Raw genomic sequence first — 23,044 nt, forward strand, 5'->3', positions numbered from 1 at the left:
CATGCGGCGTTTGTGCAGTACCCAGGCGCCGGGCAGCCGTGCAATCATCCGGCACAACGCAGTGCACGCGAAGGGAATGATGAGGCATGAAACGGATAGCCGTTTTCGGCAAACCGGGTGGCGGCAAGTCCACGCTGGGCAGGAAACTGGCACAGGCCAGGGGCGTCGAGCTGTTCCCCCTGGACCTGATGGCCTACCGAGCCGACGGAACCAAGGTGGCGAACGAGGAATACGCCGCGGCGCACCGCGCCATTCTGGACAGGGACGGCTGGATCATCGAAGGTCTGGGCACGCTGGAGTCCTTCTGGCAACGGCTGGAATACGCAGACACGCTCATCTACGTCGACCTGCCGTACTGGCAGCACTACTGGTTCACCTGCAAGCGACTGCTGCAGAGCGCATGGGTGAGACCGGAAGGCTGGCCGGAGGGCAGCTCCGTGCTGAAAGGCACCCTGGCGAGCTGGAGATACCTGCGCCTGTCGCCACACTTCTGGACCAGCGCCTTGCTCGCCAGGATCGAGGCAAGCGCCGCCGGCAAGGCGCTCTACCACTTGCAGTCGACCGCAGATATCGACGCCTTCGTCAACGCGCACAGGGTGCGCTGCTGAACACGCGCAGCCGATCAACGGCAAATTCAATCCCTCGGTAGCCATCACCATGCCCTTTCCAGCCCATGAATACGACGCACTGATCAGCCTCAATGGCGTAGGCCCGACCGTCGTTCGGCGACTCGAACAGATAGGTTTCAACTCACTCGGTGAACTGGCCGAAGCCTGCGTCGGCGATATCGTCAGCGCCGTATCGGCCCAGCTTGGCTCGACCTGCTGGAAGAACAGCCCGCAGGCACGCGCAGCCATCCAGGCGGCCATCGACCTGGCCAGATCCCGAAAGTGAATCCACCCTGCACACAGAGCCAAGGAGCCCGGTATGCCTGCCCACGAGAAGATCGACTACGTCGAATACCCCACCCGCAACCTGCCGGCCAGCAAAGCCTTCTTCCAGGCCGCATTCGGCTGGCATTTCACGGATTACGGCCCGGATTACGCGGCATTCGCGGGCGAAGGCCTGGACGGCGGTTTCTTCAGCGCCGAGGTGTCGGCGCGTAGCGAAAACGGCAGCGCGCTGATCGTGTTCTACAGCGCGCGACTGGAGGAAACGCTGCACAAGATCGAGGCCGCTGGCGGGAAGATCGTCAAACCGATCTTCGCCTTCCCGGGAGGCAGGCGCTTCCACTTCGTCGAGCCCGGCGGCAACGAGTTCGCCGTGTGGTCGGAGCCGGACAGCCAGTAGCCGACACCCTCTGCAGCAGTGCCCGCCCTCGCCCAGGTCCCGTAAGCGGTGCCAGGAGTGCGGGAACACCGGCGGAGAAACGCTGTAATAGTTGGCCGCCGGCATTCGTTTGACCACTGCCCTGGGTGCACATTAACGTCCCTGCCCTTCACCTCTCGGGCGAGCGTCGCTGCGCCCGGGTCGTGGATGCGGATCATGCTGATCGAGGCCCGCCGAGGCCTTGACCGTCACCTGCCTGCAAGCGGGCCAGCTGAACACCCCGCTCGAACAGGCGGCGCGGAACGGCGAGGGCCAGTTGATTGCACTGCACGATGTCGTCGCCCTGGTGCGAACGCTGCTGAGCCTGTCCGCCGCCAGCTACGTGCGTGAGCTGGTCCTCCCTGCCATTGCCGACGAGCGTTTCTGACTACCCGAGCGAGATATCCCGATGCCCGATCTTTCCGTCCATCTGACTACGCCACGTCTGCTGCTGCGCCCACTGGAAGCTGCGGATGCCCCGGCCCTGTTCGCAATCTTTTCCGATCCCCAGGTCATGCAGTACTGGAACACCCCGGCCTGGGCCTGCGAGGCCGTGGCACAGGACTTCATCCGCGCGGAATGCCAGGCCATGCACGACGGCCAGCGCCTGACCCTGGCCATCGTCGACAGGGACAACGGCGAGCTGATCGGCAAATGCCTGCTGTTCAGCTACGATCCCGAGTCACGGCGCGCGGAGATCGGCTTCGGCATTGCCTCGAGCGCCTGGGGCCGGGGTTACATCCAGGAGGCGGCCCGTGAGCTGCTGCGCCACGGGTTCGAAGCCCTGGGGCTCAACCGCGTCGAAGCGGAGATCGACCCGAGCAACGCCGCCTCCGGGCGGGCGCTGGAACGCCTGGGTTTCAGCAAGGAGGGTCTGCTCCGCCAACGCTGGATCATTGAGGGACAGGTATCGGATTCGGCACTCTACGGGCTGCTCAGCGAAGATTGGTATAGCCTTCAGGACAGGCAACAGCAGCGGTGAGACCATGCAGAGAATCGAGCACATCCGCCAGATGGCGCGCTACAACAGCTGGATGAACGAACGCCTGTACGCTGCGGCTGCCGGTCTGCCCGACGAGGCATTGAGCGCCGAGCGCGGCGCGTTCTTCGGCTCGATCCTGGGCACCCTGAATCACCTGGTGGTGGCCGACCTGATCTGGCTCGGGCGCTATGCCGCACATCCAGCGAACCATCGGGCGCTGCAGGCGCTCGCCGGGCTGCAACGGCCCACGCGCCTGGATCAGCCAATGGCCGCGAACATCCGCGAGCTGACCGCCCTGCGCGTGCAGCTGGACGCCTGCATCGAGGCGCTGGCTGCGGAAATCGATGAAGAACAGCTGGACCAGCCCCTGGCCTATCGCAACACCAGGGGGATCGAGGCGAGAAAGAACTTCTTCGCCCTGCTGATGCACCTGTTCAACCACCAGACCCACCATCGTGGCCAGGCAACGACCCTGCTCTCGCAGGCCGGGGTGGATGTCGGGGTGACCGATCTGCTGGCCAGCATCGCCGACGAGCCCGCGCCATGATGCGCGTGCTCAAGTATGCGCTGATCGCTCTGGGAGCCCTGCTGGCCTGCATCCTGCTGGCCATCGCCATCGTACTGCTGGTGAACGTCGCCGGCATGGACGCGGAAGCCACCTACGAGCTTCGCGGCCGCTACAAGCCGAGTGCCGATGGCAAGACCTACCTGGTGGTCGAGCATGACAACGGCGGTGGCTGCGGCACGCTCTCGCTGGACGGCAAACCCTGGCCGGTGCCACTCGACGAGGCCGGCGAAACGACACCGGGGGTGCACACGATCAAATGCGGTGGCGAGATCGAATTCGAAATCCAGTCCGGCAGCATCTACTACTTCGACTATTGGGGCCCCTAGCTCACAGACCCGCCAGTCGCAGCCAGTGCGCGTAGAAGCCCTCGGCCACCTGGTTCAGCGCCCTGACCTTCTCCGGCAACTGCTCGCGCATCTCGGCGAGGGACTGCTGGCTGGGCTGGCGCTCATCGAGCAAGTGCGCCCAGTCATCGAGCCAGCACTCGATCAGTGGCTCGGTCATCTCCGGGTGGCCCTGCAGCGCCAGCACCTTGTCGCCCCAGGCGAAGGCCTGGTTGTCGCACCAGCGGCTGCTGAACAGTGCCTGCGCGCCCTCGGGCAGGGCGAAGGTGTCGCCGTGCCACTGGAAGATGCTGAACGGCTCGGGCAGGTGCGCCAGCCAGGGGCTGTCCGTCACCTGCGCATGGCGCTGCATGTCCTGCCAGCCGGCTTCGGTGTAGGGCATCCGCCGAATGCTGGCGCCGAGTGCCTTGGCCAGCAGTTGGCCGCCAAGGCAATGACCGATGATCGGCACCTCGCGGGCGATGAGGCGCTGCAGGGCGGCCACCTCGTCGGCGATCCACGGCAAGGGGTCATTGACGCTCATCGGGCCGCCCATCACGGCCACCGCCCTGGGTCGCTCCAGGTCATAGCCACGCAGCTCGCCCAGGTCGACGCGCAACACGTCGAAGCTGCAACCACGCGCCAGCAGCACCTGCGCCAGATGCGCGGGCGGGCAATAATCGATATGGGTCAGGATCAGAACATCGGCCATGAGTACCTCCGCCACGCAGTCTGCGTGATGGCGCTGGCCAAGTCGAGGCTGCCGGTCTGTCCCGGCTCGCCTTCAGCAGCAGGTCAGCCGCGCCCTCCGCCCCTCTTCCCCGGCAGGAAAGAGGAGCAGAACACGCCAGACCACAGGAAAGGCGTGCTAACGGACCGCCGACGCTTTCACCTCCTGGGTTACACCCCAGCCGTCCAGGGTGCCGCCCAGCGGGACGACAATGGACTCCAGGTCATGCTCGAACGCGCCAATACCGGCATGGGTGGCGTACATCACTTTGCTGATTTGCAGGTGCCAGGCGCCGTCCTCACGGGCGGATACCTGGGCGTTGAGCGACTCGCCGCGAAAATTTCTGGCCGCCATTCTGGCCCGCTCCTCATCGGGAAAAATGGCGTAGAACTCGATCGGGTGGAACTGGGCGAAGTCGAACCCCCCTTCTTTCATCCGACGCAGCACCGAGGTGCTGGAGTCTTCGTGGAAGGCTGTGCTCATAAACGACCTCCTCTCAGGCTATGGATGGATTGACCGCTTTCCCATTGCTACCGCCCGGCTGGACGGTGTCGCGGCCCCTGCTGGCGCCGCCCCGAGAATCGAGCGGATGCTCGACGTGTCTACTTCAAGCGCATCGACGACTGCCCGGCAGAGCGCCGGACTGAAAGCCGTCCCTGCAAGGGTAGTCGCTGAACGCCAGGTGCGCGCTGCAGGGAAAGTCTTTGTAACGAAGCCGGCGACCAGCGGCAATTGGCCAGCCGGGCGCCCGCGCCCCTCTCACAGCCCCCGTTCGCGCAGAAAGGCCGCCACCCGCCCGATGGCGTAATCCGCCGCACGCAGCACGCCGACATGCGCCTGAAACACGTGCCACAGCCCCGGGTAGCGCTCCAGACGCATGTCGACGCCCGCCGCCGTAGCGCGCTCGGCCAGGCGCAGACTGTCGTTCAGCAGCAGTTCGTCCTCGCCGACCTGGACCAGCGTCGGCGGCAGGCAGCGCAGGTCGGCGAACAGCGGCGACATGCCCGGGTCGTCACGCGGCACACCTGCCGGACAGTAGAGTTCGGCGGCCTGCTCGACCCAGCTGGGGTGGATCAGCGGATCGCCGGCTGGCGGCTGGTGCATCCGCTCGCCGGTGAAATCGGTGGCTGGCGAGAAGCACACCAGCGCTGCAGGAGCCGGCAGGCCCAGCTCGATGATGCGCAGGCAGCCGACCAGGCTGAGGTTGCCGCCGGCAGAATCACCGCCGATGGCGATCTGCTCCGCGCGATACCCCGACTCCAGCAGGCCCCGGTAAGCCGCCACCACATCGTCGCGCGCCGCCGGATAGGGATGCTCCGGCGCCAGCCGATAATCCAGCGCGCAGACATCCAGGCCAGCGCGCTTGGCCAGGCTGGCGCAGATGCCCCGATGCGTATCCGGCCCGCCGATCATGAAGGCGCCGCCGTGCAGGTAGAGCAGCACGCCGCCGCGGGCGCCAGGCGCGCGGTGCCATTCGCAGGGGCGACCGCCCAGAGTCGAGGCGCTGCGACGCACACCGCGCGGCGTCAGGGTGACAGTGGTGAGGGCGCGCAGCACGCGGCGCTGCCCGGAAACCGGCATCGGTGGCCGCACCAACCCGCGAAAGAACAGACGCAGGAAACCGCGCAACAGGCCGCGCAGCAGCATCTGCTCGGCGGCGGGGGCGTTGAATTCAGCGGACGCAGTCATAGTCGGCAAGCTCCGGAGTACGGGTCATGAGGCGATAGGTGAAGGTGAAACCCGGCCAGTTGTTGGTGTTCTTGCCGGTAGCGGTCTTGTACCAGCTGTCGCAGCCCTGTTCCCATATCGTTCGATGAGTCGCCTGTTGCAGTCTGGCGTTGTACCGGCGCTGCACCGGTGGCCGCAGATCGAGATAGCGCAGCCCCTGCTCGCGCAGCGCACGCAGGCAACCGAGCACATAGGCGTACTGGCTCTCCAGCATGTAGAGAATCGAGTTGTGGCCGAGGTTGGTATTCGGCCCGTACAGCAGGAACAGGTTGGGAAACCCGCTGACGCTGATGCCCTTGTACGCCTCCGCGCCGTCCTTCCAGGCCTGGTTCAGGTCCTGGCCATCGAGCCCACGGATGCGCATCGGCGCCAGGAAGTCGGTCGCGGTGAAGCCCGTGCCGTAGATCAGCACGTCGCAGGGATGTTCGCGACCGTCGGCGGTCAGCAGAGAACGTTCGCGCACTTCGTGAATCGGCGAATCGACGATCTCGACGTTGGCCTGCGCCAGCGCCGGGAAGTAATCGTTGCTGATCAGGATGCGCTTGCAGCCCATGGGGTAGTCCGGCTGCAGTTGCGCCCGCTTGCCGGCGTCGGGCATCTGCCGTTGCAGGTGGCGGGTGAAGCTGTGGCGGAACACACGCATCAGCCAGGGAAAACGGATGAAGGCCAGCGCACGCCCCTCGTGGTGCAGGTACTGCAGCAGGCGGTCGGCACGCTGCCACAGTGGCAGACGACGTTTGAGGGCGATCTCCCAGGGGCGATAGGCACGATCCGCCTTGGCCAGCACGTAGGCAGCAGAGCGCTGGAACAGGCTCAGGCTGGCCACCCTGGGCTGGATCTGCGGGACGAACTGGATGGCCGAGGCGCCGGTGCCGATCACGGCCACATGCTTGCCGCTCAGGTCGAGGTCATGGCGCCAGCGCGCCGAGTGAAAGGCCTCGCCACGGAAATTCTGCAGACCCGGCAACTGCGGATAGGCAGGCCGGTTAAGCTGGCCGCAGGCACTGACCAGCGCCTGCGTCTCGATCACCTCGCCGCCAGCCAGTTCGACGCGCCAGATGCCGCGTGCAGCATCGAAGGCGGCGCCAAGCACCTCGCTGTTCAAGCGGATATGCGCATGCAGCCCGTGCTTCTCCACGCACTGGCGGATATAGGCATGGATCTCCGCCTGCGGGGCGAACCTGCGCGACCAGTCGTGCTTGGCCTCGAAGGAGAACGAGTACAGGTGCGAGGGCACGTCGCAGGCTGCCCCCGGGTAGCTGTTGTCGCGCCAGGTGCCGCCGACGTCGCCGGCTTTTTCCAGCAGCAGGAAGTCCTCCTGACCGGCCTTGCGCAACTGCATGGCCAGGCCCAGTCCGGCAAAGCCGCTGCCGATGATCAACACGCGCCAGGGCGCGTCAGTACGGGGGTCGTTGTGCATTGTGGTCTCCCCGACCCGTATGGGCACCTCGTAAGAACTACCTGCGCTGTCATCGCTGCGTTAAAAACAGGCTCAACGTGCTGATTTACAGCTGTGAACTGCGCTTTTCGCCTGTTTTCGCCTTGCGCTGACTGCCTCGCTCACATTTCTAGAGGCACCATTTATGACGATCAGGGGATGCTACTTGCCTCGCCACGTCCGGGTTATGGCATAGTCGGCCAGGATATTGTGATTTTCGGACAAATCATGCCACCACCCTGGCCTGCACGGCGCAGCATCATCAGCGTCCAGTTGCTCACCCAGCTGGGGCTCGACCTCGGTTTGAGCCTGGACAGGTGCCTGCACGGGACCGGGCTTACTCCCGTGCACCTCACCGGCCTGAACGGCGAGATCGAAGCCGCATGCGAACTGCAACTGATCGCCAACCTGGTCGAGGCGCTGCCCCGGGTCGGCGATCTGGGCCTGCAGGCCGGCCGGCGCTACCACCTGACCACCTACGGCGCCTGGGGCTACGCCATTCTCAGCAGTGCCAACGTGCGTCAGGCGGCGGAGCTGGGGCTGCGCTATCACGGCCTGACCTACGCCTTCACCCGCATCAGCCTGAGCGTCGAGGGCGCCGTCGCCAGCCTGTGCTTCGATGACCAGGCAGTGCAACCGGCGCTGCAGGACTTCATCGTGCAGCGTGACATGCTTGCGGCGCTGGTGGTGGTACGCGAACTGCTCTGCAGCAGGTTGCCCTTGCTCGCCCTGGAACTGCGCCAGGTGGCGCCAACCGACGTCTCGCCGTTCATCGCCGCCTTCGGCCAGGCACCACGCTTCGGCGCCGCGCACAACCGCCTGGGGCTCTCCGCCGACCTGCTGGACAACCCGCTGCCACGCGCCAACCCACAGCTGGTCCAGGCCTGCGAACTGCAGTGCCAGGCACTGCTGGCCCGCCATCAGCTGCATCAGGGGCTGGCCGGGCGCGTACGCCAACTGTTGCTGCAATCGCCAGGACAGCTGGCCGACATGGAACAGGTGGCCAGCCAGTTGCACCTGAGCAGCCGCACCCTGCGCCGCCGTCTGCTCGACGAAGGCACCCACTTCCGTGGCCTGCAGGACGAGGTGCGCCAGGCGCTGGCCGAGGAGCTGCTGGCCGCTGGCGGACTGAGCCTGGAGGAAATAGCCGAGCGCCTGGGTTACGGCGAGCTGTCCAACTTCATCCACGCCTTCAAGCGCTGGAAAGGCACGACACCCGGGCGCTATCAACGCGCGACGACCGCGTTCGGCCAGCCGCAGGCAGTTTGAAAGTCATCTTCGCGCTGACAAGCCCTCGATGCCGAGCTAGGGTGCGAGCCATGAACATCATCACCCTGCTCCTGCCCTACCAACCGCCCTGGGACTGGCAACAGTTCCACAGCCACTTCGCCCTGCGCGCGATTCCCGGTCTGGAGTCGCTGAGCGCCGCCAGCTACAGCCGTGGCTTCATGATCGACGGCGTACCCGGTTGGCTGCAGGTCATGCCGCTGGCCGGCCAGAACGCGCTGGAACTGCGCTGCCGGGTCACTTCGCCGGCCCATCTCGATCACGTCGAGCAGCGCGTTCGCCGCATGTTCGATCTCGACAGCGAGCCCGAGACGATAGTCCGTCACCTCAGCCGCGACGCGCTGCTCGCACCGCTGCTGCAGCGCAACCCCGGCTTGCGCCTGCCCGTGGCCTTCGACCCGTTCGAGCAGGCCGTGCGCGCCATCGTCGGCCAGCAGGTGGCGGTCAAGGCAGCGGTCACCATCGTCGGCCGTCTGGTGCAACGTGCCGGTGCGCCGATCGAGACGCCACAGGCAGTGGGCATCAGCCATCTGTTCCCTACCCCGCAGGCAATCGCGGAGGCGGACCTGACGGGTATCGGCATGCCGGGCAAACGCGTGCAGTGCCTGCAGCACTTCGCGGCCTGTATCGCCGACGGCCGCCTGCAACTGAGCCTGCAGGACGGCAGCGCAGCGCTGATCGAACAGCTGTGCGCACTGCCCGGCATCGGCCCGTGGACGGCACACTACATCGCCCTGCGTGCGTTCGGCGAGGCCGATGCGTTTCCCGCCAGCGACCTGGGCCTGCTCAAGGCCCCGGTGTGGGGCGCCGAGGGCATCGACGCACGACGCCTGCAACTGCGTGCCGAGGCCTGGCGGCCATGGCGCGCCTACGCCGCAGCGCATCTCTGGCACAATTATTCAGGAAGCTGAAGCATGCACTATCGCTACCACGACAGCCCGCTCGGCCCGCTGTTCATCGCCGCCGACGACAGCGGTCTGCAATTGCTGCTGATGGAGCTGGACAGCAGGCCCTGGCGCATCGAGGACGACTGGCAGCCTGCCGGCCGTGAGCTGGACGCCGTGTGCAGCCAGCTCGACCAGTACTTCGCCGGCCAGCGCCGCCATTTCGAGCTGCGCCTGGCGCCACGCGGCACGGCGTTTCAGCAGCAGGTCTGGCAGGCGCTGCAGGCCATCCCCTACGGCCGGACCTGCAGCTACTCGGAGCTGGCCAGAGTCATCGAGCGCCCCCAGGCGGTGCGGGCGGTCGGCACAGCCAACGGCGCCAACCCGATCTCGATCATCGTGCCCTGCCATCGGGTGATCGGGCGCGACGGCAGCCTCACCGGATATGCCGGCGGCCTGTCACGCAAACAGTGGCTGCTGGAACTGGAAGGCGTGCTGCAGCCGACCCAGGCGCAGCTGGCGCTGTGAACGCGGCGCACGCCTGCGGCGCCAACCGCACGGCCGGGTCAGATCCTGACGTTGCCGCGCGGCCCCATCAGCGCCCAGATGATCAGGCCGACCACCGGCAACAGCACGATCAGCAGAATCCACAGGATCTTGATGCCGGTCTCGGCACCGCTCTTGACCACATTGATGATGGCCCAGATATCCAGGGCCAGGATGACCAGGCCGATCAGCCCATTGAAGGTGGAACCCATGACGACACTCCTGTGTGAGGGGTTGCCTGCATAGGATAGTCAGCGGCCGGCGCGGGTTCCCTGCGGGTTGACCGTACGCTTCACTCGCCCAGGCGCGGGAAGCGGCTGGCGATATCGTCACCGCTGCGTTCCGGCGCCTCTTCCTGCTGGCTCAGGCGCAGCGCCAGCACGTGTGGTTCCTCGCCCAGGTCGAACCAGTGGCGGGTGCCGCCCGGCAGGGTCAGCAGATCGCCACGCTCGCCCTGCAGCACGTAGACATAGCCATCCAGATGCACGTTGAGCTGGGCGAAACCGCCGATGAACAGCCAGGCGCTGGCCTTCGCCTGCACCTGCTCGTCGAGGTGACGCGCACGCAGTTCGAGCTTCTGCGGATGGTTGCGCTGCAGGTTGAACAGCTCCTGGCGCACATAGCCCTGCTCCCCCATCAGTGCCTGCAGCCACAGCCCGTAGGCCGCGTCGAACTCGCTGTCCTCGCAGCCGGGACGCAACGCCTGCGGCAGCTCCAGGCGACGGTAGTCGATACCGACGGCCGCCAGGGTGCTGACGATATCGTCGGCATGGTTGAGAACCTTGTTCGGCAGTTCCGGAGAGGTGTTCAGGTGGACGCTGAGGCTGCTCATGACGGGGCACTCGATTCAGGGCCGCTCGGGCGGCAGGCGGGTGGCAATGATGAAGGCTGCGAGCAAGGCTACCAGACTGGCGATGGCGAAGGTCCAGGCCGGTCCCAGGCTGTTCCAGCTGTACCCGGCATACAGCGCGCCGAGGGCCCCGCCGATACCGGCCAGGCTGGCGTAGAGCGCCTGGCCCTGGCCCTGCTGGCGATCGGCGAAACTGCGCTGCACGAAGTGGATGCAGGCGGCATGGAAGGCGCCGAAGGTGGCGGCGTGCATGCACTGCGCCAGCAGCAGCACGGGCAGATACTCTGGCAGGTTGCCCAGCAGCAGCCAGCGCAGGGCGGTGATCAGGAAGCTGGCCAGCAGCACCGCACGGAGCGAATAGCGCTGCAGCAGGCGCGCCATGACCAGGAACAGGAGAATCTCCGCCACCACCCCCAGCGCCCAGAACAGGCCGATGGCGCCACGGCTGTAACCGACGCCCTCCAGGTGCAGGGTGAGGAAGGTGTAGTACGGGCCGTTGCTCAACTGCATCAGCGCGACGCAGAAGTAGAACGCGAGCATGCCGGGGCGCCGCAGCTGGCACAGGAAACCACCCTGCTCCGGGGTGCTCGGGCGCTGCAGCGGCTGGGCGTTGGGCACCCAGAAACTGCCGGCGACGATGCCGGCCATGATCACCACCAGCGCCGCCGGGTAGGCATCCAGGCTCAGCCACTCGAACAACAGGCCAAGGCCGACCACGGCGACGATGAAACCGATACTGCCCCACAGACGGATCTGGCTGTAGCGCGCGGCCTGCTCACGCAGGTGCGCCAGGGTGATGACCTCGAACTGCGGCAGCACCGCGTGCCAGAAGAACGCATGCGTGGCCATGATCAGCACCAGCCAGGCGTAGCTCTTGTCGAGGAAGATGCCGGCGAAGCAGGCCAGGGTGCACAACGCCCCGAAGCGCACGATGAGCAGGCGCTGACCGGTGTGATCACCCAGCCAGCCCCACAGATTGGGGGCCACGCAGCGCATCAGCATGGGAATGGCGATCAGCTCGCCGATTCGCGCTGCAGAGAATCCCAGGTGGTCGAAGTACAACGCCAGAAATGGCGCCGTCCCCCCGAGCAAGGCGAAGTAGAAGAAGTAGAAGCCCGACAGCCGCCAGTACGGCAGAGACGCCGTCATGAGCGGAACGGTTCAAGCGGCACGCAGAGGCAGCGGCACAGCCGCCCGCGACCTGCCGCTCGTGGCGTGTCGCTCAAAGCTGGCCCAGCACCGGCGTGGTGACACGCACCTCGGCATTCTGCGCACGGTGACGCAGCAGGTGGTCCATCAGCACGATGGCCATCATCGCTTCGGCGATCGGCGTGGCGCGGATGCCCACGCAGGGGTCGTGGCGACCCTTGGTGATCACGTCCACCGGATTGCCGTCGACATCGATGGAACGCCCCGGCGTGGTGATGCTGGAGGTCGGCTTGAGGGCCAGGTGGGCAACGATCGGCTGGCCGCTGGAGATGCCACCCAGGATGCCGCCGGCATGGTTGGAGAGGAAACCCTGCGGGGTCAGCTCATCGCGATGCTCGGTGCCGCGCTGGGCCACGCAGGCGAAACCGGCGCCGATTTCCACGCCCTTGACCGCGTTGATGCTCATCAGCGCGTGGGCCAGTTCGGCGTCGAGGCGGTCGAAGATCGGTTCGCCGAGCCCCGGCATCACGCCTTCGGCGACCACGGTGATCTTCGCCCCGACCGAATCCTGGTCACGGCGCAGCTGATCCATGTACGCCTCGAGCTCCGCCACCTTGTCCGGGTCCGGGCTGAAGAAGGCGTTCTGCTCGACGCTGTCCCAGCTCTTGAACGGAATCTCGATGGGGCCGAGCTGGCTCATGTAGCCACGGATGACGATGCCCTGGCTGGCCAGGAACTTCTTGGCGATGGCACCGGCGGCCACGCGCATGGCGGTCTCGCGCGCCGAGCTGCGGCCACCGCCGCGGTAGTCGCGGATACCGTACTTGTGGTGGTAGGTGTAGTCCGCATGAGCCGGGCGGAACAGGTCCTTGATCGCCGAGTAGTCCTTGGACTTCTGGTCGGTATTGCGGATCAGCAGGCCGATGGAGCAACCGGTGGTCTTGCCTTCGAACACCCCGGAGAGGATTTCCACCTCGTCGGCTTCCTGGCGCTGTGTCGTGTGGCGGCTGGTGCCTGGCTTGCGGCGGTCGAGATCACGCTGCAGGTCTTCCAGGCTGATCTCGACACCGGGCGGGCAACCGTCGACGATGGCGACCAGCGCCGGGCCATGGCTTTCGCCAGCGGTGGTGACGGTGAACAGCTTGCCGTAGGTATTGCCGGACATGGGAAGACGCTCCGCGAGATTCAGCTCCGACCTGCCGCTGCGCAGGCCCGATTCACAAGGTGGGCGAGTATACCTGCCAGCCCCTTGCAGTTCACCCCGAACCTTGCGCGGTCACAGGCGTCCAATGCCAGTCTGCCACTACCCCAACCTCACCATGCTGCGAGCCCTGCTCTTGTCCCTCACCCTGATCGCCGGCCTGGCCCAGGCCGCCACCACTCGCCAACAACCCGTCAGCCTCGCTACCGACCAGGGCACCCTGCATGGCAGCCTGCTGCTGCCGCAGAGCGACAAGCCGCTGCCGGTCGCGTTGCTGATCGCCGGCTCCGGCCCCACCGACCGCAACGGCAACAACCCGGAAGGCGGCCACAACGACGCGCTGAAGAAACTGGCCCAGGTGCTGGCCCGCAACGGCATCGCCAGCCTGCGCTACGACAAGCGCGGCGTCGCCGCCAGCCGCAGCGCCACCCCGGATGAGCGCGACCTCAGTGTCGAGCGCTACGTCGCCGATGCCAGCGGCTGGGTCAGGCAGCTCAAGGACGACGCGCGCTTCGACCGTGTGATCCTCATCGGCCATAGCGAGGGGGCGCTGATCGCCAGCCTCGCCGCCACCGACAGCCCGGCCGATGCCCTGGTATCCATCGCCGGGCCGGCCTACCCCATCGGCCAGGTGCTGGACATGCAGCTGGCCATGCGCCTGCCGCCCGCGCTCCTCGCCGAGAGCCGGCACATCCTCGCCAACCTGATCCGCGGCACGCTGCAACCCGAGGTGCCCGAGGCCCTGCAGGTGGTGTACCGCCCCAGCGTGCAGCCCTACCTGATCAGCCTGCTGCGCCAGGATCCGGCGGAGAACTTCGCCGCACTGCACATCCCGGCGCTGATCGTCCAGGGCAGCCACGACGCTCAGGTCAGCCCGGACAACGCCGAGCTGCTCAAGCAGGCCAAGCCCGACGCCGAGCTGGCCATGATCGCCGGCATGAACCACGTCATGCGCATCACCCCGGCAGCCTGGCAGGAACAGCTAGCGTCCTATGACGATCCGCAGCTACCCTTGGCCCGTGCACTGGGCGAGCGGATCGTCGCCTTCATTCGCTCCAGCGCAGAGAAAAACGGTCGATAACCTGTAAAATGACCCGATCAAGCGCACAGGACGCCCATGAGCGAGAACCCAGCCCCGGCGGCGCAAGCCCCCGAAGACGCAGCCGCAGGCAGCGAAACGCCCGCCGCGCCACATCCCTGGTCTGAGCTGCCGGCGGAACAGTTCAGCCTGCTGCGCCTGGCGCCGCTGCCCGTCGACCGCGAGACCGGCCCCAGGCCGCTGCGGTTCGTCCAGCTGGGCCGGGTCGAGCGCAACGCCAAGGACCTCAGCCTGCTGCGCCTGACCGTGCAGGTGCCCGGGCAGCGCCTGCATCGCCAGCAGAACCTGCTGGAAGTCTGGGCCGACCACCAGCGCAAGGAAATTCGCTTCGGCCCGGACAAGGGCCTGAGCGTGGAGCCGGCCAATCGGGGCCTCGGGCGCTTCCTCATGGCCCAGGGCATCGCCTGGGCGCGCAAGCACTTCGCTCACTATCAGGTCGAGGGCGGTGCCCTGCCGACCAAGGACAACTTCAACGAAGCCGCCCGCGAACGGCGCGACCACGCCCTGAAGGCGCAGGGCTTCACCATCGAATACAGCGATCCGCTGCAACTCAAGCCCTTCTACAGTGCGCCGCGGGTCAGCTCGCTGCACGGCGACTGGCAGGCCGAGAAGGTGCAGATCATCGAATTGCTGGACGCCGCCGCCATGCTGCAGCAGGCCGACCAGAGCCTGCAGGAGCAGAGCGTCAAGCTGCGCAAGCTGGAAGACCGGGTCGATCGCCTCAAGCGCGAGGACACCGGCCTGCGCTTCACCATCACCTGCCTCATCGCCTTCAGCCTGTTTCAGGCCGGCTTGCTGATCTGGATCGCCACGCGCTGAGCACTCCGGCGGCGCACCGCGTGGTGGAAGGCGCTTGAGCGGCGAGCTCCCCGGATCACGGGCGAAGCCGCGCCCACACTTGCATCGGCGTATCGCTCGCTGGGTGGTTCGCGCTTTATCGAGCCAACGTTGCGGTGGATGTAAGAAGCGACATCCACCCTACGCGCTGATCACCCCGCTGCTTTTGTAGGAGCGGCTTCAGCCGCGATCAGCGGTGTACGCCATGCCGATATGCATGGCGTACAGGCACGCCCATCACGCCCCGATACGCGAACGGAACAGCGCCTGATGTTCACGGCACTGCTTGGCGGCGAGCAGGAACACACCGTGCCCACCGTTCTGGAAGTCCAGCCAGGTGAAATCCACCTCAGGGTACAGCGCCTCGACATGCACCTGGCTGTTGCCCACCTCGACGATCAGCAGGCCGCGCTCGCTGAGGTGGTCGGCAGCCTCGGCCAGCATGCGCCGTACCAGGTCCAGGCCATCGTCGCCGCAGGCCAGGCCCATGGCAGGCTCGTGCTGGTACTCGGCAGGCATGTCGGCGAAGTCTTCCGCGTCGACGTAAGGCGGGTTGGAGACGATCAGGTCGAAGCGCTGGCCCGGCAGACCGGCGAAGCCGTCGCCCTGCACGCAGTACACGCGCTCCTCCAGCCCGTGACGCTCGATGTTCTGGTTGGCGACCTCCAGTGCGTCGAAGGACAGGTCGGCCAGCACCACTTCGGCCTCGGGGAATTCGTAGGCGCAAGCGATGCCGATGCAGCCCGAGCCGGTGCACAGATCCAGCACGCGCGCCGGTTCGCTCGGCAGCCAGGGGGCGAAATGGCGATCGATCAGCTCGGCGATAGGCGAGCGCGGCACCAGCACACGCTCGTCGACCACGAACGGCAGACCGCAGAACCACGCCTCCCCCAGCAGATAGGCGGTCGGCACGCGCTCCTCGATGCGCCGCTTGAGCAACGCCTGCAGGTGCGCGTGTTCCTCGTCCTCGAGGCGACAGTCCAGGTAGGCATCGGAGATTTCCCAGGGCAGGTGCAGCGCCCCGAGCACCAGCTGGCGCGCTTCGTCCCAGGCGTTGTCGGTGCCATGGCCGAAGAACAGCTGCTCGGCCTGAAAACGACTGACGGCCCAGCGGATGTAGTCGCGCAGGGTACGTAAACGGGTGGTGAGAGCAGTCACGGGCGGCCTCCGGATGAAAAGTGCGGAAGTTTAGCCCAGAGCAGGCAGCAGGCGCATGGGCCTGTGGCGAACGATTCCCGGCGCGGCTAGTGCTTGTCGCGCCAGGAGTCGCCATCGTCACTGGGACGACGCAACTCGCGCAGCACGGCAATGGCCACGGCGATGGAGAACAACAGCCAGAAATGCGGGGAAAACTGCGACAAAAGTGACATGGCAACTCCTTTTGCGTACGACCCTGAGTCCTTCAAGGCAGTTCCGATTCTGCTCCGGCAACCTGCACTGAGCAAGCTTTGGCGCAGATAGAGGTTCACAGACCGCGCTGGCAAGCGGACAATGGCACATTATCACCATCAGCCAGGAGCCCGAGATGTCCCATCCGCAAACCATGTTCCAGCTCACCGGTCGTGGCCACGCACCGGCCAGCCTGAACAATGCGACCTTGCTGATCATCGATGCCCAGGAGGAGTACCGCAGCGGCGTCCTCGCCCTGCCCGGCCTGAACCCTGCGCTGGCGGAAATCGCCAACCTGCTGGCTGCCGCGCGCAGCGCCGGTGCCGACATCGTGCACGTCAAGCACCTCGGCATCCCCGGCGGCCTGCTCGACCCCAGCGGCCCACGCGGTCGCCACCTGCCGGAAGCCGCTCCGCTGGCCGGCGAGATCGTGGTCGAGAAGCGCCTGCCCAATGCCTTCGCCGGCACCGAACTGCACGACCGCCTGCAGGCGCTCGGCCATCTCGACCTGATCGTGTGCGGTTTCATGACCCACTCCAGCGTCAGCACCACCGTGCGTGCCGCCAAGGACTACGGGTATCGCTGCACACTGGTCGACGCCGCCTGCGCGACTCGCGACCTGCCCGCCGCGGACGGCAGCGTGATTTCCGCAGCCGAGGTCCATCGCATCGAGATGATCGCCCTGGGCGACAACTTCGCCACCCTCGTGCCGCACAGCAAATCGCTGATTTGACGCACGTCGCAACCTTGCCAGAGCGGCGGAACTCCAGAGAAAGCGACCGGTCACACCGCCGATAACCCGGAGGAAATCGGAATGAAGCTGTCCGACGATTTCGATGCACGCCGCCTGCGCCCGCGCCAGCCGAGAAGCTGGAGCCTGCGTATCGGGGCTGGCCTGGGCGCGTTGCTGGCGGCGTTCGGCATTCTTCTGGGGATGGCGGGCGTCGCCTCGCTGGCTGGACGGGCACCGGTACTGGGCACGCTCAACGACTCGACCGGTGAAGCCATTGTCCTGCTGCTGCTCGGTCTGTTCCTGCTCTGGGCCGGCATCGCCTTCTGGCGGCGTTGCCGCAGACGCCTGCGCCGCCCCAGCGACCTAAGCCTGTCACCGAACCTGATGAAGAAGCGCGACTGAGCGCGATACCGCACCACCAGTGGGCGGGATGATCGCCAGCCGAATCCGTCTTTCTGCGCTTAACCGCCTGGCATTTGGGTAAGATAGCCGCCTGTTTCGCGGAGCCACCGATGCAAGACGACGACTTTTCCCTGTTCCAGGCCGAGCTGCGTGGCGTCAAGCCGCTCAAGCACGACCGCGCCGATACCGGCAAACCCAAACCCGATCGCAAGCAGCTCACTGCCCTGCGCCAGGCGGCGACCATCAGCCAGGGCGAGACCAAGGTGGACGGCCTTTCCGATCAGTTCGTCATCGACGTCGGCGCCGAAGACCCGCTGTACTGGGCCGGCAATGGCGTGCAGGACGGCCAGATGCGCAAGCTCAAGCTGGGCCAGATCGCCTTCGAGGGCAGCCTCGACCTGCACGGCATGAGCGTCGAGAAGGCCCGCGATACGCTGTGGGAGTTTCTTGCCGAGGCCACCAGGCTGGAAGTCCGCTGCGTGCGCGTCACCCACGGCAAGGCGGTGCGCATGGACGGGCGCAAGCCGATGATCAAGAGTCACGTCAACACCTGGCTGCGCCAACACCCCAAGGTGCTCGGCTTCACGTCCTGTCTGGCTAAGCACGGCGGTACCGGCGCGGTGTACGTGATGCTCAAGCGCACCATGATGGACGGCCGCGACGAGTGAACGGGCATTGACCGCCTGCCAGACGCAGACGAGGCCCTCGCAGTGCACGAGCAGCAGATGAGCATTCGACCGGGCTGGCCTGCCAGCCGGTCTTAAACGACGCAGGGAGTCGGCGGAGGTGCCCTCCAGGCGCCTGACGTACTTGTCAGGCCCCGTTTCGCGCCCTACCCTGCGCCATTCGATACCCAACAGGAATCTCCATGTCCCTGGAACAACACTACACCGCCATCCTCGGCCAACTGGGCGAAGACGTCTCTCGTGAAGGCCTGCTGGATACCCCCAAGCGCGCCGCCAAGGCCATGCAGTACCTCTGCCGCGGCTATGAGCAGACCCTCGAAGAGGTCACCAACGGTGCGCTGTTCAGCTCCGATAACAGCGAGATGGTGCTGGTGAAGAACATCGAGCTGTATTCGCTGTGCGAGCATCACCTGCTGCCGTTCATCGGCAAGGCCCATGTCGCCTATATCCCCAATGGCAAGGTGCTGGGCCTGTCCAAGGTCGCCCGCATCGTCGACATGTTCGCCCGTCGCCTGCAGATCCAGGAAAACCTCAGCCGGCAGATCGCCGAGGCCATCGAGCAGGTCACCGGCGCCCTGGGTGTCGCCGTGGTGATCGAAGCGCAGCACATGTGCATGATGATGCGCGGCGTGGAGAAGCAGAACTCCTCCATGGTCACCTCGGTGATGCTCGGCGAGTTCCGCGAGAACCCGGCCACCCGTGGCGAGTTCCTCAATCTGGTTCGCTAAACGGCGGACAACCACGGCCGTTCACCCGCGTGAACGGCCGTGCGCATTTCAGGAGTAGAGACAATGTTGCTAAAAGCCCTTCGCATCGGCCTGGGCCAACTGGTCGTGTTCGGTGACTGGATCAGCCGTCCGCGCAAGCTGGCGCGCAGCCCCGAGGCTCAGGCCCAGGTCGAACAGGCCACTGCCGACCTGGCGCTGTACCAGTTCCATGCCTGCCCGTTCTGCGTCAAGGTACGCCGCAACCTGCATCGCCTGAACCTGCCGGTGGAACTGCGCGACGCCAAGAACGACGCCCAGCATCGCCAGACCCTCGAACAACAGGGCGGACGCATCAAGGTGCCGTGCCTGCGCATCGAGGAAAACGGCCAGAGCACCTGGCTGTACGAGTCCAAGGCGATCATCGCCTACCTCGACCAGCGCTTCGCCAGCTGACGCCAAGCTTTTCGTAGGAGCCGGCTTGCCGGCGATGCTTCTCCGATCAGCTCGCCGGCAAGCCGGCTCCTACAGGTTCAGCGTTCGACACCCGCACTTCGTCCAGTCCAGACCGTAGGGTGGAGCGCGCTTCACCGATCCACCGCCACGCAAGGCCATCCGCAGCCGGTCCATCGCCCTGGTGGATGAGAAGAGCGCCATCCACGCACCCGTAGGGTGGATCGCGCTTCACCGATCCACCGCCACGCAAGACCATCCACAACCGATCCATCGCCCTGGTGGATGAGAAGAGCGCCACCCACCCGCAGGGTGGATCACGCTTCACCGATCCACCGCCACGCAAGACCATCCGCAACCGATCCATCGCCGTGGTGGATGAAAAAAGCGTCATCCACCCTACGGTGTCAATCCAGCTCGATCTGGTGCTTGTCGCGCAGGAAACTGCGGAACTGCGCTTCGTCCAGCACCTGAATCCCCAGCTCGCTGGCCTTGGCCAGCTTCGATCCGGCGCCGGGCCCGGCCACCACGCAATGGGTCTTGGCCGACACGGAGCCCGCCACTTTGGCGCCAAGCCCTTCGAGCCTGTCCTTGGCCACATCGCGATTGACCGTCAATGCGCCGGTGAGCACCCAGGTCTGCCCGGCCAGGGGCAGACCCTCGACGACCTTCTTCTCGCTTTCCCAGTGCATGCCGAAGTCACGTAGCTGCTGTTCGATGGCGCGGGCGCGCTGAGCGTTGCCTTCGCCGTCGAAGAATTCACGCACGGCCTTGGCCTGCCGCTCCGGCAGCGTCTGGCGCATGTCCAGCCAGTCACCGCCGAGCACCGCTTCCAGGCTGCCGAAACGCTCGGCCAGCTTCTGCGTCGCACCCGGACCGACACTGGGAATATTGAGTTTGTCGAGCATGCCGCCGAGGGTGGCGACGGCGCTGAACTCGGCGCTCAGCTCGCCCTCCTCCTGCAACTGCAGGCCACAGGCACCGAGCAGCGCGTCGATGACATGCTGGTTGTGCGCATCCTCGAAGAAGCTGTGGATCTCATGCGCCACTTCCAGACCGATGTCCGGCAGGTAGGTGAGCACTTCCGGCAGCGCCTGGCGTACCCGCGCCAGCGATGCCAGCGAGCGCGCCAGCACCTTGGCGGTTTCTTCGCCGACATCGGGAATGCCGAGGGCATAGATGAAACGTGCCAGCGTCGGTCGCTTGCTGGCCTCGATGGCCGCCAGCAGCTTGTTGCTGGACACCTCGGCAAAGCCTTCCAGGCCGATGATCTGCTCGAAGGTCAGCTGGTACAGGTCGGCCGGCGAGGCGATCAGCTTTTCATCGACCAGTTGCTCGATGGTCTTGTCGCCGAGGCCGTCGATATCCATGGCGCGGCGCGAGACGAAGTGGATGATCGCCTGCTTGAGCTGCGCCTGGCAGCTCAGGCGACCGACGCAGCGGTAAACCGAGCCTTCGCTGACGCTTTCCTTGCCCTTGCTGCGCTTGATCAGCTGGGTACGCTCCACCGCCGAGCCGCACACCGGACACTGCTCGGGAATATGCACCGGGCGTGCATCATCGGGGCGGCGCTCGGGCACCACCGCCATCACCTGCGGAATCACGTCACCGGCACGGCGGATGATCACCGTATCGCCGATCATCACCCCCAGGCGCGCCACCTCGTCCATGTTGTGCAGGGTGGCATTGGCCACCATCACGCCCGCCACCTTGACCGGCTTGAGCCGCGCCACCGGCGTCACCGCGCCGGTGCGACCGACCTGGAACTCGACGTCGAGCAGCTCGGTCAGCTCCTCCTGCGCGGGGAACTTGTGAGCGATGGCCCAGTGCGGCGTACGCGCACGGAAGCCCAGCTGCTGCTGGTCCTCGATATTGTTGACCTTGAACACCACGCCATCGATGTCATAGGCCAGACTCATGCGCCGCTCGCCGATATCGCGGTAGTAAGCGAGGCAATCCTGCACGCCCTTGGCCAGCTTCAGCTCGCGGCTGATGGGAATGCCCCAGGCCTTGAGTTGCTGCAGCATGGCCACCTGGGTACCCGGCAGCTCACCGCTGACCTGCCCGACGCCGTAGCAGCAGAACTCCAGCGGACGGCTGGCGGTGATCTTCGGGTCGAGCTGACGCAGGCTGCCAGCGGCCGCGTTGCGCGGATTGGCGAAGGTCTTGCCGCCAGTCTCGGCCTGGCGTGCATTGAGCTCCTCGAAGCCGGCCTTGGGCATGAACACCTCGCCGCGCACCTCCAGCACCTGCGGCCAGCCCTCGCCCTGCAGCTTGAGCGGCACGTTGCGGATGGTGCGCACGTTGCTGCTGATGTCCTCACCGGTGCTGCCGTCGCCACGGGTAGCGCCACGCACCAGCTGGCCGTTCTCGTAGAGCAGGCTCACCGCCAGTCCATCGAGCTTGGGCTCGCAGCTGTACTCGACCTCGGCACCGCCGCCGAACAGGTCGCCGCCAGCCAGGCCCAGGCCGCTCTGCACGCTGCGATCGAAGGCGTGCAGGTCGTCTTCCTCGAAGGCATTGCCGAGGCTGAGCATCGGCACCTCATGACGCACCTCGCCAAAGGCGCCGAGGGCTTCACCGCCGACGCGCTGGGTCGGCGAATCGGGCGTCACCAGTTCCGGGTGCTCGGCCTCCAGTGCCTGCAACTCGCGAAACAGGCGGTCGTACTCGGCGTCTGGCACGCTGGGCTCGTCCAGCACGTAATAGCGGTAGTTGTGCGCGTCCAGTTCCTGGCGCAGTGCGGATATACGTTGGGCGACGTCGGTCATTGCAGATAAAGCCTCAAGCGACAAACTTGCGGCGGCAAGAACAAAAAAGCCCCAAGCCAAGCGCTTGGCTTGAGCTTGAGGCTCGCAGCTTGCCGCTGCTCTTTAGCGTTTCTGGGTCAACTGCCGGCGCTCGAACTCGACGATGCGCTGGCGATAATGTTCGATGGTCTGCGCAGTCATCACGCTGCGCTGGTCGTCCTTCAGCTCGCCGCCCAGCTCATGGGCCAGCTTGCGCGCTGCCGCAACCATGACGTCGAAGGCCTGTTTGGGATGACGCGGGCCGGGCAGGCTGAGGAAGAAGCTCACGGCGCGGGTGCTGAAGCCTTCGATGTCATCGAGGTCGAAGGTGCCCGGCTTGAGCGCGTTGGCCATGGAGAACAGCACCTCGCCGTTGCCGGCCATGCTTTCGTGACGGTGGAAGATGTCCATCTCGCCGAAGCGCAGGCCGCTCTCGAGAATGTTCTGCAGCAGCGCCGGGCCCTTGAAGCCGAAGTCATCGCGGGCAACCACGTTGATCACCAGCACTTCCTCGACCGGCGCGGCATCGGCAGCCGGCTTGGCGGGCTTCTTCGGTTCGACGGGCTCGTCATCGACCGGGTTGAGCAGGGTCGGCACCGGCTCGTCGACGGCCAGGTTGAGGTCGCCCTGCTGCGGTTCGTTACGCGGACGGCGCGGCAGGTCCTTGGCGCTCATCGAGGGCAGGTCGTCTTCATCCAGCTGCGGTTCGAGGTCACGCTGAACCACCCGCGGCGGGCTGAGCAGATCCGGGTCACTGTCGTCATCCGGCATATTGGCGAAACTGCGGTCCAGCTTGAACTTGAGTTTGCCCTTGCCACCGCGCATGCGACGCCAGCCGTCGAACAGAATGCCAGCGATAACGATGATGCCAATAACGATCAGCCACTCGCGCAGACCGAATTCCATGAAATACCTGACCCTTAAAAATTCTGGTGAAAAAAAGATCCAATCAATCGGA

General features: G+C 65.9%; 28 protein-coding genes and 1 pseudogene. 17 read left to right on the forward strand and 12 right to left on the reverse strand.

Annotation, left to right across the window (positions count from 1 at the left end; all coding sequences use genetic code 11):
• Positions 1-86 precede the first annotated feature (86 nt).
• The 7 genes and pseudogenes from EWH21_RS15150 to EWH21_RS15180 all read left to right on the forward strand — a co-directional run bounded on the left by EWH21_RS15150 (position 87) and on the right by EWH21_RS15180 (position 3,184).
• Complete coding sequence (locus EWH21_RS15150; RefSeq protein ID WP_277698725.1) at positions 87-608, forward strand: hypothetical protein; 522 nt, start codon at positions 87-89, stop codon at positions 606-608.
• Between the two features lie 49 nt (positions 609-657).
• Positions 658-894, forward strand: coding sequence for a helix-hairpin-helix domain-containing protein (locus EWH21_RS15155; RefSeq protein WP_277698726.1), 237 nt, complete (start codon positions 658-660; stop codon positions 892-894).
• Positions 895-927: 33 nt separating this feature from the next.
• Positions 928-1,290: a VOC family protein gene (locus EWH21_RS15160; RefSeq protein WP_277698727.1), complete on the forward strand. Its 363-nt coding sequence runs from the start codon at positions 928-930 to the stop codon at positions 1,288-1,290.
• A 250-nt stretch (positions 1,291-1,540) separates the two neighbouring features.
• Positions 1,541-1,696: pseudogene (locus EWH21_RS15165) on the forward strand (SDR family NAD(P)-dependent oxidoreductase); the annotation flags it as partial.
• A gap of 21 nt (positions 1,697-1,717) precedes the next feature.
• The gene (locus EWH21_RS15170; protein WP_277698728.1) at positions 1,718-2,290 is read left to right on the forward strand and encodes a GNAT family N-acetyltransferase; all 573 of its coding nucleotides are present in this window, start codon (positions 1,718-1,720) and stop codon (positions 2,288-2,290) included.
• Positions 2,291-2,294: 4 nt separating this feature from the next.
• Positions 2,295-2,837, forward strand: coding sequence for a DinB family protein (locus EWH21_RS15175; RefSeq protein ID WP_277698729.1), 543 nt, complete (start codon positions 2,295-2,297; stop codon positions 2,835-2,837).
• A complete protein-coding gene (locus tag EWH21_RS15180; protein WP_277698730.1) occupies positions 2,834-3,184 on the forward strand; it encodes a hypothetical protein in 351 nt (116 codons plus the stop codon). Before EWH21_RS15175 ends, EWH21_RS15180 begins: the two co-directional genes overlap by 4 nt.
• Position 3,185: 1 nt before the next feature.
• On the opposite strand, the gene EWH21_RS15185 is transcribed toward EWH21_RS15180, so the two are convergent.
• The 4 genes from EWH21_RS15185 to EWH21_RS15200 form a co-directional block, all read right to left on the reverse strand.
• Complete coding sequence (locus tag EWH21_RS15185; protein WP_277698731.1) at positions 3,186-3,893, reverse strand: type 1 glutamine amidotransferase; 708 nt, start codon at positions 3,891-3,893, stop codon at positions 3,186-3,188.
• A gap of 156 nt (positions 3,894-4,049) precedes the next feature.
• On the reverse strand, positions 4,050-4,394 hold the full coding sequence (locus EWH21_RS15190) for a ribonuclease E inhibitor RraB (protein WP_037050633.1): 345 nt from the start codon (positions 4,392-4,394) through the stop codon (positions 4,050-4,052).
• Positions 4,395-4,670: 276 nt separating this feature from the next.
• Positions 4,671-5,600, reverse strand: a complete 930-nt coding sequence (locus EWH21_RS15195) for an alpha/beta hydrolase (protein WP_179554492.1) — start codon at positions 5,598-5,600, stop codon at positions 4,671-4,673.
• Entirely contained in the window at positions 5,584-7,059 is a 1,476-nt protein-coding gene (locus EWH21_RS15200) for an NAD(P)/FAD-dependent oxidoreductase (protein WP_277698732.1), read from the reverse strand. The genes EWH21_RS15195 and EWH21_RS15200 overlap by 17 nt, the downstream gene beginning before the upstream one ends.
• Positions 7,060-7,305: 246 nt before the next feature.
• Here EWH21_RS15200 and EWH21_RS15205 point away from each other — a divergent pair, with 246 nt between their 5' ends.
• The 3 genes from EWH21_RS15205 to EWH21_RS15215 are packed head-to-tail and all read left to right on the forward strand — an operon-like array spanning position 7,306 to position 9,776.
• Positions 7,306-8,346, forward strand: coding sequence for an AraC family transcriptional regulator (locus EWH21_RS15205; RefSeq protein ID WP_277698733.1), 1,041 nt, complete (start codon positions 7,306-7,308; stop codon positions 8,344-8,346).
• A gap of 50 nt (positions 8,347-8,396) precedes the next feature.
• Positions 8,397-9,275: a DNA-3-methyladenine glycosylase gene (locus EWH21_RS15210; RefSeq protein ID WP_277698734.1), complete on the forward strand. Its 879-nt coding sequence runs from the start codon at positions 8,397-8,399 to the stop codon at positions 9,273-9,275.
• A gap of 3 nt (positions 9,276-9,278) precedes the next feature.
• Positions 9,279-9,776 carry a methylated-DNA--[protein]-cysteine S-methyltransferase gene (locus EWH21_RS15215; RefSeq protein ID WP_047591497.1) on the forward strand — a complete coding sequence of 166 codons (498 nt, stop codon included), beginning with the start codon at positions 9,279-9,281 and terminating at the stop codon, positions 9,774-9,776.
• 38 nt (positions 9,777-9,814) lie between these two features.
• Here the strand turns inward: EWH21_RS15215 and EWH21_RS15220 are convergent, their stop codons facing one another.
• From EWH21_RS15220 to aroC, 4 genes are all read right to left on the reverse strand, one after another.
• On the reverse strand, positions 9,815-10,006 hold the full coding sequence (locus EWH21_RS15220; RefSeq protein ID WP_037050625.1) for a PLDc N-terminal domain-containing protein: 192 nt from the start codon (positions 10,004-10,006) through the stop codon (positions 9,815-9,817).
• An 80-nt stretch (positions 10,007-10,086) separates the two neighbouring features.
• Entirely contained in the window at positions 10,087-10,626 is a 540-nt protein-coding gene (locus EWH21_RS15225; RefSeq protein WP_277698735.1) for an acireductone dioxygenase, read from the reverse strand.
• Between the two features lie 15 nt (positions 10,627-10,641).
• Entirely contained in the window at positions 10,642-11,793 is a 1,152-nt protein-coding gene (locus EWH21_RS15230; protein WP_277698736.1) for an MFS transporter, read from the reverse strand.
• Positions 11,794-11,866: 73 nt separating this feature from the next.
• Entirely contained in the window at positions 11,867-12,958 is a 1,092-nt protein-coding gene (gene aroC / locus EWH21_RS15235; RefSeq protein WP_150605666.1) for a chorismate synthase, read from the reverse strand.
• 124 nt (positions 12,959-13,082) lie between these two features.
• On the opposite strand from aroC, the gene EWH21_RS15240 reads away from it, so the two are divergent.
• Positions 13,083-14,075, forward strand: a complete 993-nt coding sequence (locus EWH21_RS15240; protein ID WP_277698737.1) for an alpha/beta fold hydrolase — start codon at positions 13,083-13,085, stop codon at positions 14,073-14,075.
• A 36-nt stretch (positions 14,076-14,111) separates the two neighbouring features.
• Positions 14,112-14,912: a hypothetical protein gene (locus EWH21_RS15245; protein WP_277698738.1), complete on the forward strand. Its 801-nt coding sequence runs from the start codon at positions 14,112-14,114 to the stop codon at positions 14,910-14,912.
• A 255-nt stretch (positions 14,913-15,167) separates the two neighbouring features.
• On the opposite strand, the gene prmB is transcribed toward EWH21_RS15245, so the two are convergent.
• Both prmB and EWH21_RS15255 read right to left on the reverse strand, forming a co-directional pair.
• Positions 15,168-16,088 carry a 50S ribosomal protein L3 N(5)-glutamine methyltransferase gene (gene prmB / locus EWH21_RS15250; protein ID WP_277698739.1) on the reverse strand — a complete coding sequence of 307 codons (921 nt, stop codon included), beginning with the start codon at positions 16,086-16,088 and terminating at the stop codon, positions 15,168-15,170.
• Between the two features lie 86 nt (positions 16,089-16,174).
• A complete protein-coding gene (locus EWH21_RS15255; RefSeq protein ID WP_256662970.1) occupies positions 16,175-16,300 on the reverse strand; it encodes a hypothetical protein in 126 nt (41 codons plus the stop codon).
• 155 nt (positions 16,301-16,455) lie between these two features.
• Between EWH21_RS15255 and EWH21_RS15260 the strand changes: the two genes are divergently transcribed.
• The 5 genes from EWH21_RS15260 (at position 16,456) to EWH21_RS15280 (ending at position 19,300) form a co-directional block, all read left to right on the forward strand.
• Positions 16,456-17,052 carry a cysteine hydrolase family protein gene (locus EWH21_RS15260; RefSeq protein WP_037050610.1) on the forward strand — a complete coding sequence of 199 codons (597 nt, stop codon included), beginning with the start codon at positions 16,456-16,458 and terminating at the stop codon, positions 17,050-17,052.
• Between the two features lie 81 nt (positions 17,053-17,133).
• Positions 17,134-17,454, forward strand: coding sequence for a hypothetical protein (locus tag EWH21_RS15265; protein WP_037050607.1), 321 nt, complete (start codon positions 17,134-17,136; stop codon positions 17,452-17,454).
• A 110-nt stretch (positions 17,455-17,564) separates the two neighbouring features.
• Positions 17,565-18,122, forward strand: a complete 558-nt coding sequence (locus tag EWH21_RS15270) for a Smr/MutS family protein (RefSeq protein ID WP_150605669.1) — start codon at positions 17,565-17,567, stop codon at positions 18,120-18,122.
• Positions 18,123-18,322: 200 nt separating this feature from the next.
• Positions 18,323-18,868: a GTP cyclohydrolase I FolE gene (gene folE, locus EWH21_RS15275; RefSeq protein ID WP_037050603.1), complete on the forward strand. Its 546-nt coding sequence runs from the start codon at positions 18,323-18,325 to the stop codon at positions 18,866-18,868.
• 63 nt (positions 18,869-18,931) lie between these two features.
• Positions 18,932-19,300, forward strand: a complete 369-nt coding sequence (locus EWH21_RS15280; RefSeq protein WP_277698740.1) for a glutathione S-transferase N-terminal domain-containing protein — start codon at positions 18,932-18,934, stop codon at positions 19,298-19,300.
• Between the two features lie 404 nt (positions 19,301-19,704).
• Here EWH21_RS15280 and ligA read toward each other — a convergent pair whose 3' ends face one another.
• On the reverse strand, positions 19,705-22,068 hold the full coding sequence (gene ligA, locus EWH21_RS15285; protein WP_277698741.1) for an NAD-dependent DNA ligase LigA: 2,364 nt from the start codon (positions 22,066-22,068) through the stop codon (positions 19,705-19,707).
• Positions 22,069-22,170: 102 nt separating this feature from the next.
• Positions 22,171-22,992, reverse strand: coding sequence for a cell division protein ZipA (zipA, locus tag EWH21_RS15290; RefSeq protein ID WP_047588657.1), 822 nt, complete (start codon positions 22,990-22,992; stop codon positions 22,171-22,173).
• Between the last annotated feature and the right edge of the window lie 52 nt (positions 22,993-23,044).

This window comes from Pseudomonas sp. REST10 (assembly GCF_029542605.1).
GTDB lineage: Bacteria > Pseudomonadota > Gammaproteobacteria > Pseudomonadales > Pseudomonadaceae > Aquipseudomonas > Aquipseudomonas khazarica.

Bases quoted from the DNA above. Each gene is read 5' to 3' on its own strand.
- EWH21_RS15240 (WP_277698737.1), top strand. From the start codon at position 13,083: ATGCCAGTCTGCCACTACCCCAACCTCACCATGCTGCGAGCCCTGCTC.
- EWH21_RS15260 (WP_037050610.1), top strand. From the start codon at position 16,456: ATGTCCCATCCGCAAACCATGTTCCAGCTCACCGGTCGTGGCCACGCA.
- EWH21_RS15150 (WP_277698725.1), top strand. From the start codon at position 87: ATGAAACGGATAGCCGTTTTCGGCAAACCGGGTGGCGGCAAGTCCACG.
- EWH21_RS15220 (WP_037050625.1), bottom strand. From the start codon at position 10,006: ATGGGTTCCACCTTCAATGGGCTGATCGGCCTGGTCATCCTGGCCCTG.
- EWH21_RS15170 (WP_277698728.1), top strand. From the start codon at position 1,718: ATGCCCGATCTTTCCGTCCATCTGACTACGCCACGTCTGCTGCTGCGC.
- EWH21_RS15210 (WP_277698734.1), top strand. From the start codon at position 8,397: ATGAACATCATCACCCTGCTCCTGCCCTACCAACCGCCCTGGGACTGG.
- EWH21_RS15225 (WP_277698735.1), bottom strand. From the start codon at position 10,626: ATGAGCAGCCTCAGCGTCCACCTGAACACCTCTCCGGAACTGCCGAAC.
- EWH21_RS15270 (WP_150605669.1), top strand. From the start codon at position 17,565: ATGCAAGACGACGACTTTTCCCTGTTCCAGGCCGAGCTGCGTGGCGTC.
- EWH21_RS15205 (WP_277698733.1), top strand. From the start codon at position 7,306: ATGCCACCACCCTGGCCTGCACGGCGCAGCATCATCAGCGTCCAGTTG.
- EWH21_RS15185 (WP_277698731.1), bottom strand. From the start codon at position 3,893: ATGGCCGATGTTCTGATCCTGACCCATATCGATTATTGCCCGCCCGCG.
- EWH21_RS15255 (WP_256662970.1), bottom strand. From the start codon at position 16,300: ATGTCACTTTTGTCGCAGTTTTCCCCGCATTTCTGGCTGTTGTTCTCC.
- EWH21_RS15155 (WP_277698726.1), top strand. From the start codon at position 658: ATGCCCTTTCCAGCCCATGAATACGACGCACTGATCAGCCTCAATGGC.
- EWH21_RS15190 (WP_037050633.1), bottom strand. From the start codon at position 4,394: ATGAGCACAGCCTTCCACGAAGACTCCAGCACCTCGGTGCTGCGTCGG.
- EWH21_RS15215 (WP_047591497.1), top strand. From the start codon at position 9,279: ATGCACTATCGCTACCACGACAGCCCGCTCGGCCCGCTGTTCATCGCC.
- EWH21_RS15160 (WP_277698727.1), top strand. From the start codon at position 928: ATGCCTGCCCACGAGAAGATCGACTACGTCGAATACCCCACCCGCAAC.
- EWH21_RS15245 (WP_277698738.1), top strand. From the start codon at position 14,112: ATGAGCGAGAACCCAGCCCCGGCGGCGCAAGCCCCCGAAGACGCAGCC.
- EWH21_RS15200 (WP_277698732.1), bottom strand. From the start codon at position 7,059: ATGCACAACGACCCCCGTACTGACGCGCCCTGGCGCGTGTTGATCATC.
- EWH21_RS15280 (WP_277698740.1), top strand. From the start codon at position 18,932: ATGTTGCTAAAAGCCCTTCGCATCGGCCTGGGCCAACTGGTCGTGTTC.
- EWH21_RS15180 (WP_277698730.1), top strand. From the start codon at position 2,834: ATGATGCGCGTGCTCAAGTATGCGCTGATCGCTCTGGGAGCCCTGCTG.
- zipA (WP_047588657.1), bottom strand. From the start codon at position 22,992: ATGGAATTCGGTCTGCGCGAGTGGCTGATCGTTATTGGCATCATCGTT.
- EWH21_RS15265 (WP_037050607.1), top strand. From the start codon at position 17,134: ATGAAGCTGTCCGACGATTTCGATGCACGCCGCCTGCGCCCGCGCCAG.
- ligA (WP_277698741.1), bottom strand. From the start codon at position 22,068: ATGACCGACGTCGCCCAACGTATATCCGCACTGCGCCAGGAACTGGAC.
- EWH21_RS15195 (WP_179554492.1), bottom strand. From the start codon at position 5,600: ATGACTGCGTCCGCTGAATTCAACGCCCCCGCCGCCGAGCAGATGCTG.
- EWH21_RS15230 (WP_277698736.1), bottom strand. From the start codon at position 11,793: ATGACGGCGTCTCTGCCGTACTGGCGGCTGTCGGGCTTCTACTTCTTC.
- aroC (WP_150605666.1), bottom strand. From the start codon at position 12,958: ATGTCCGGCAATACCTACGGCAAGCTGTTCACCGTCACCACCGCTGGC.
- EWH21_RS15175 (WP_277698729.1), top strand. From the start codon at position 2,295: ATGCAGAGAATCGAGCACATCCGCCAGATGGCGCGCTACAACAGCTGG.
- folE (WP_037050603.1), top strand. From the start codon at position 18,323: ATGTCCCTGGAACAACACTACACCGCCATCCTCGGCCAACTGGGCGAA.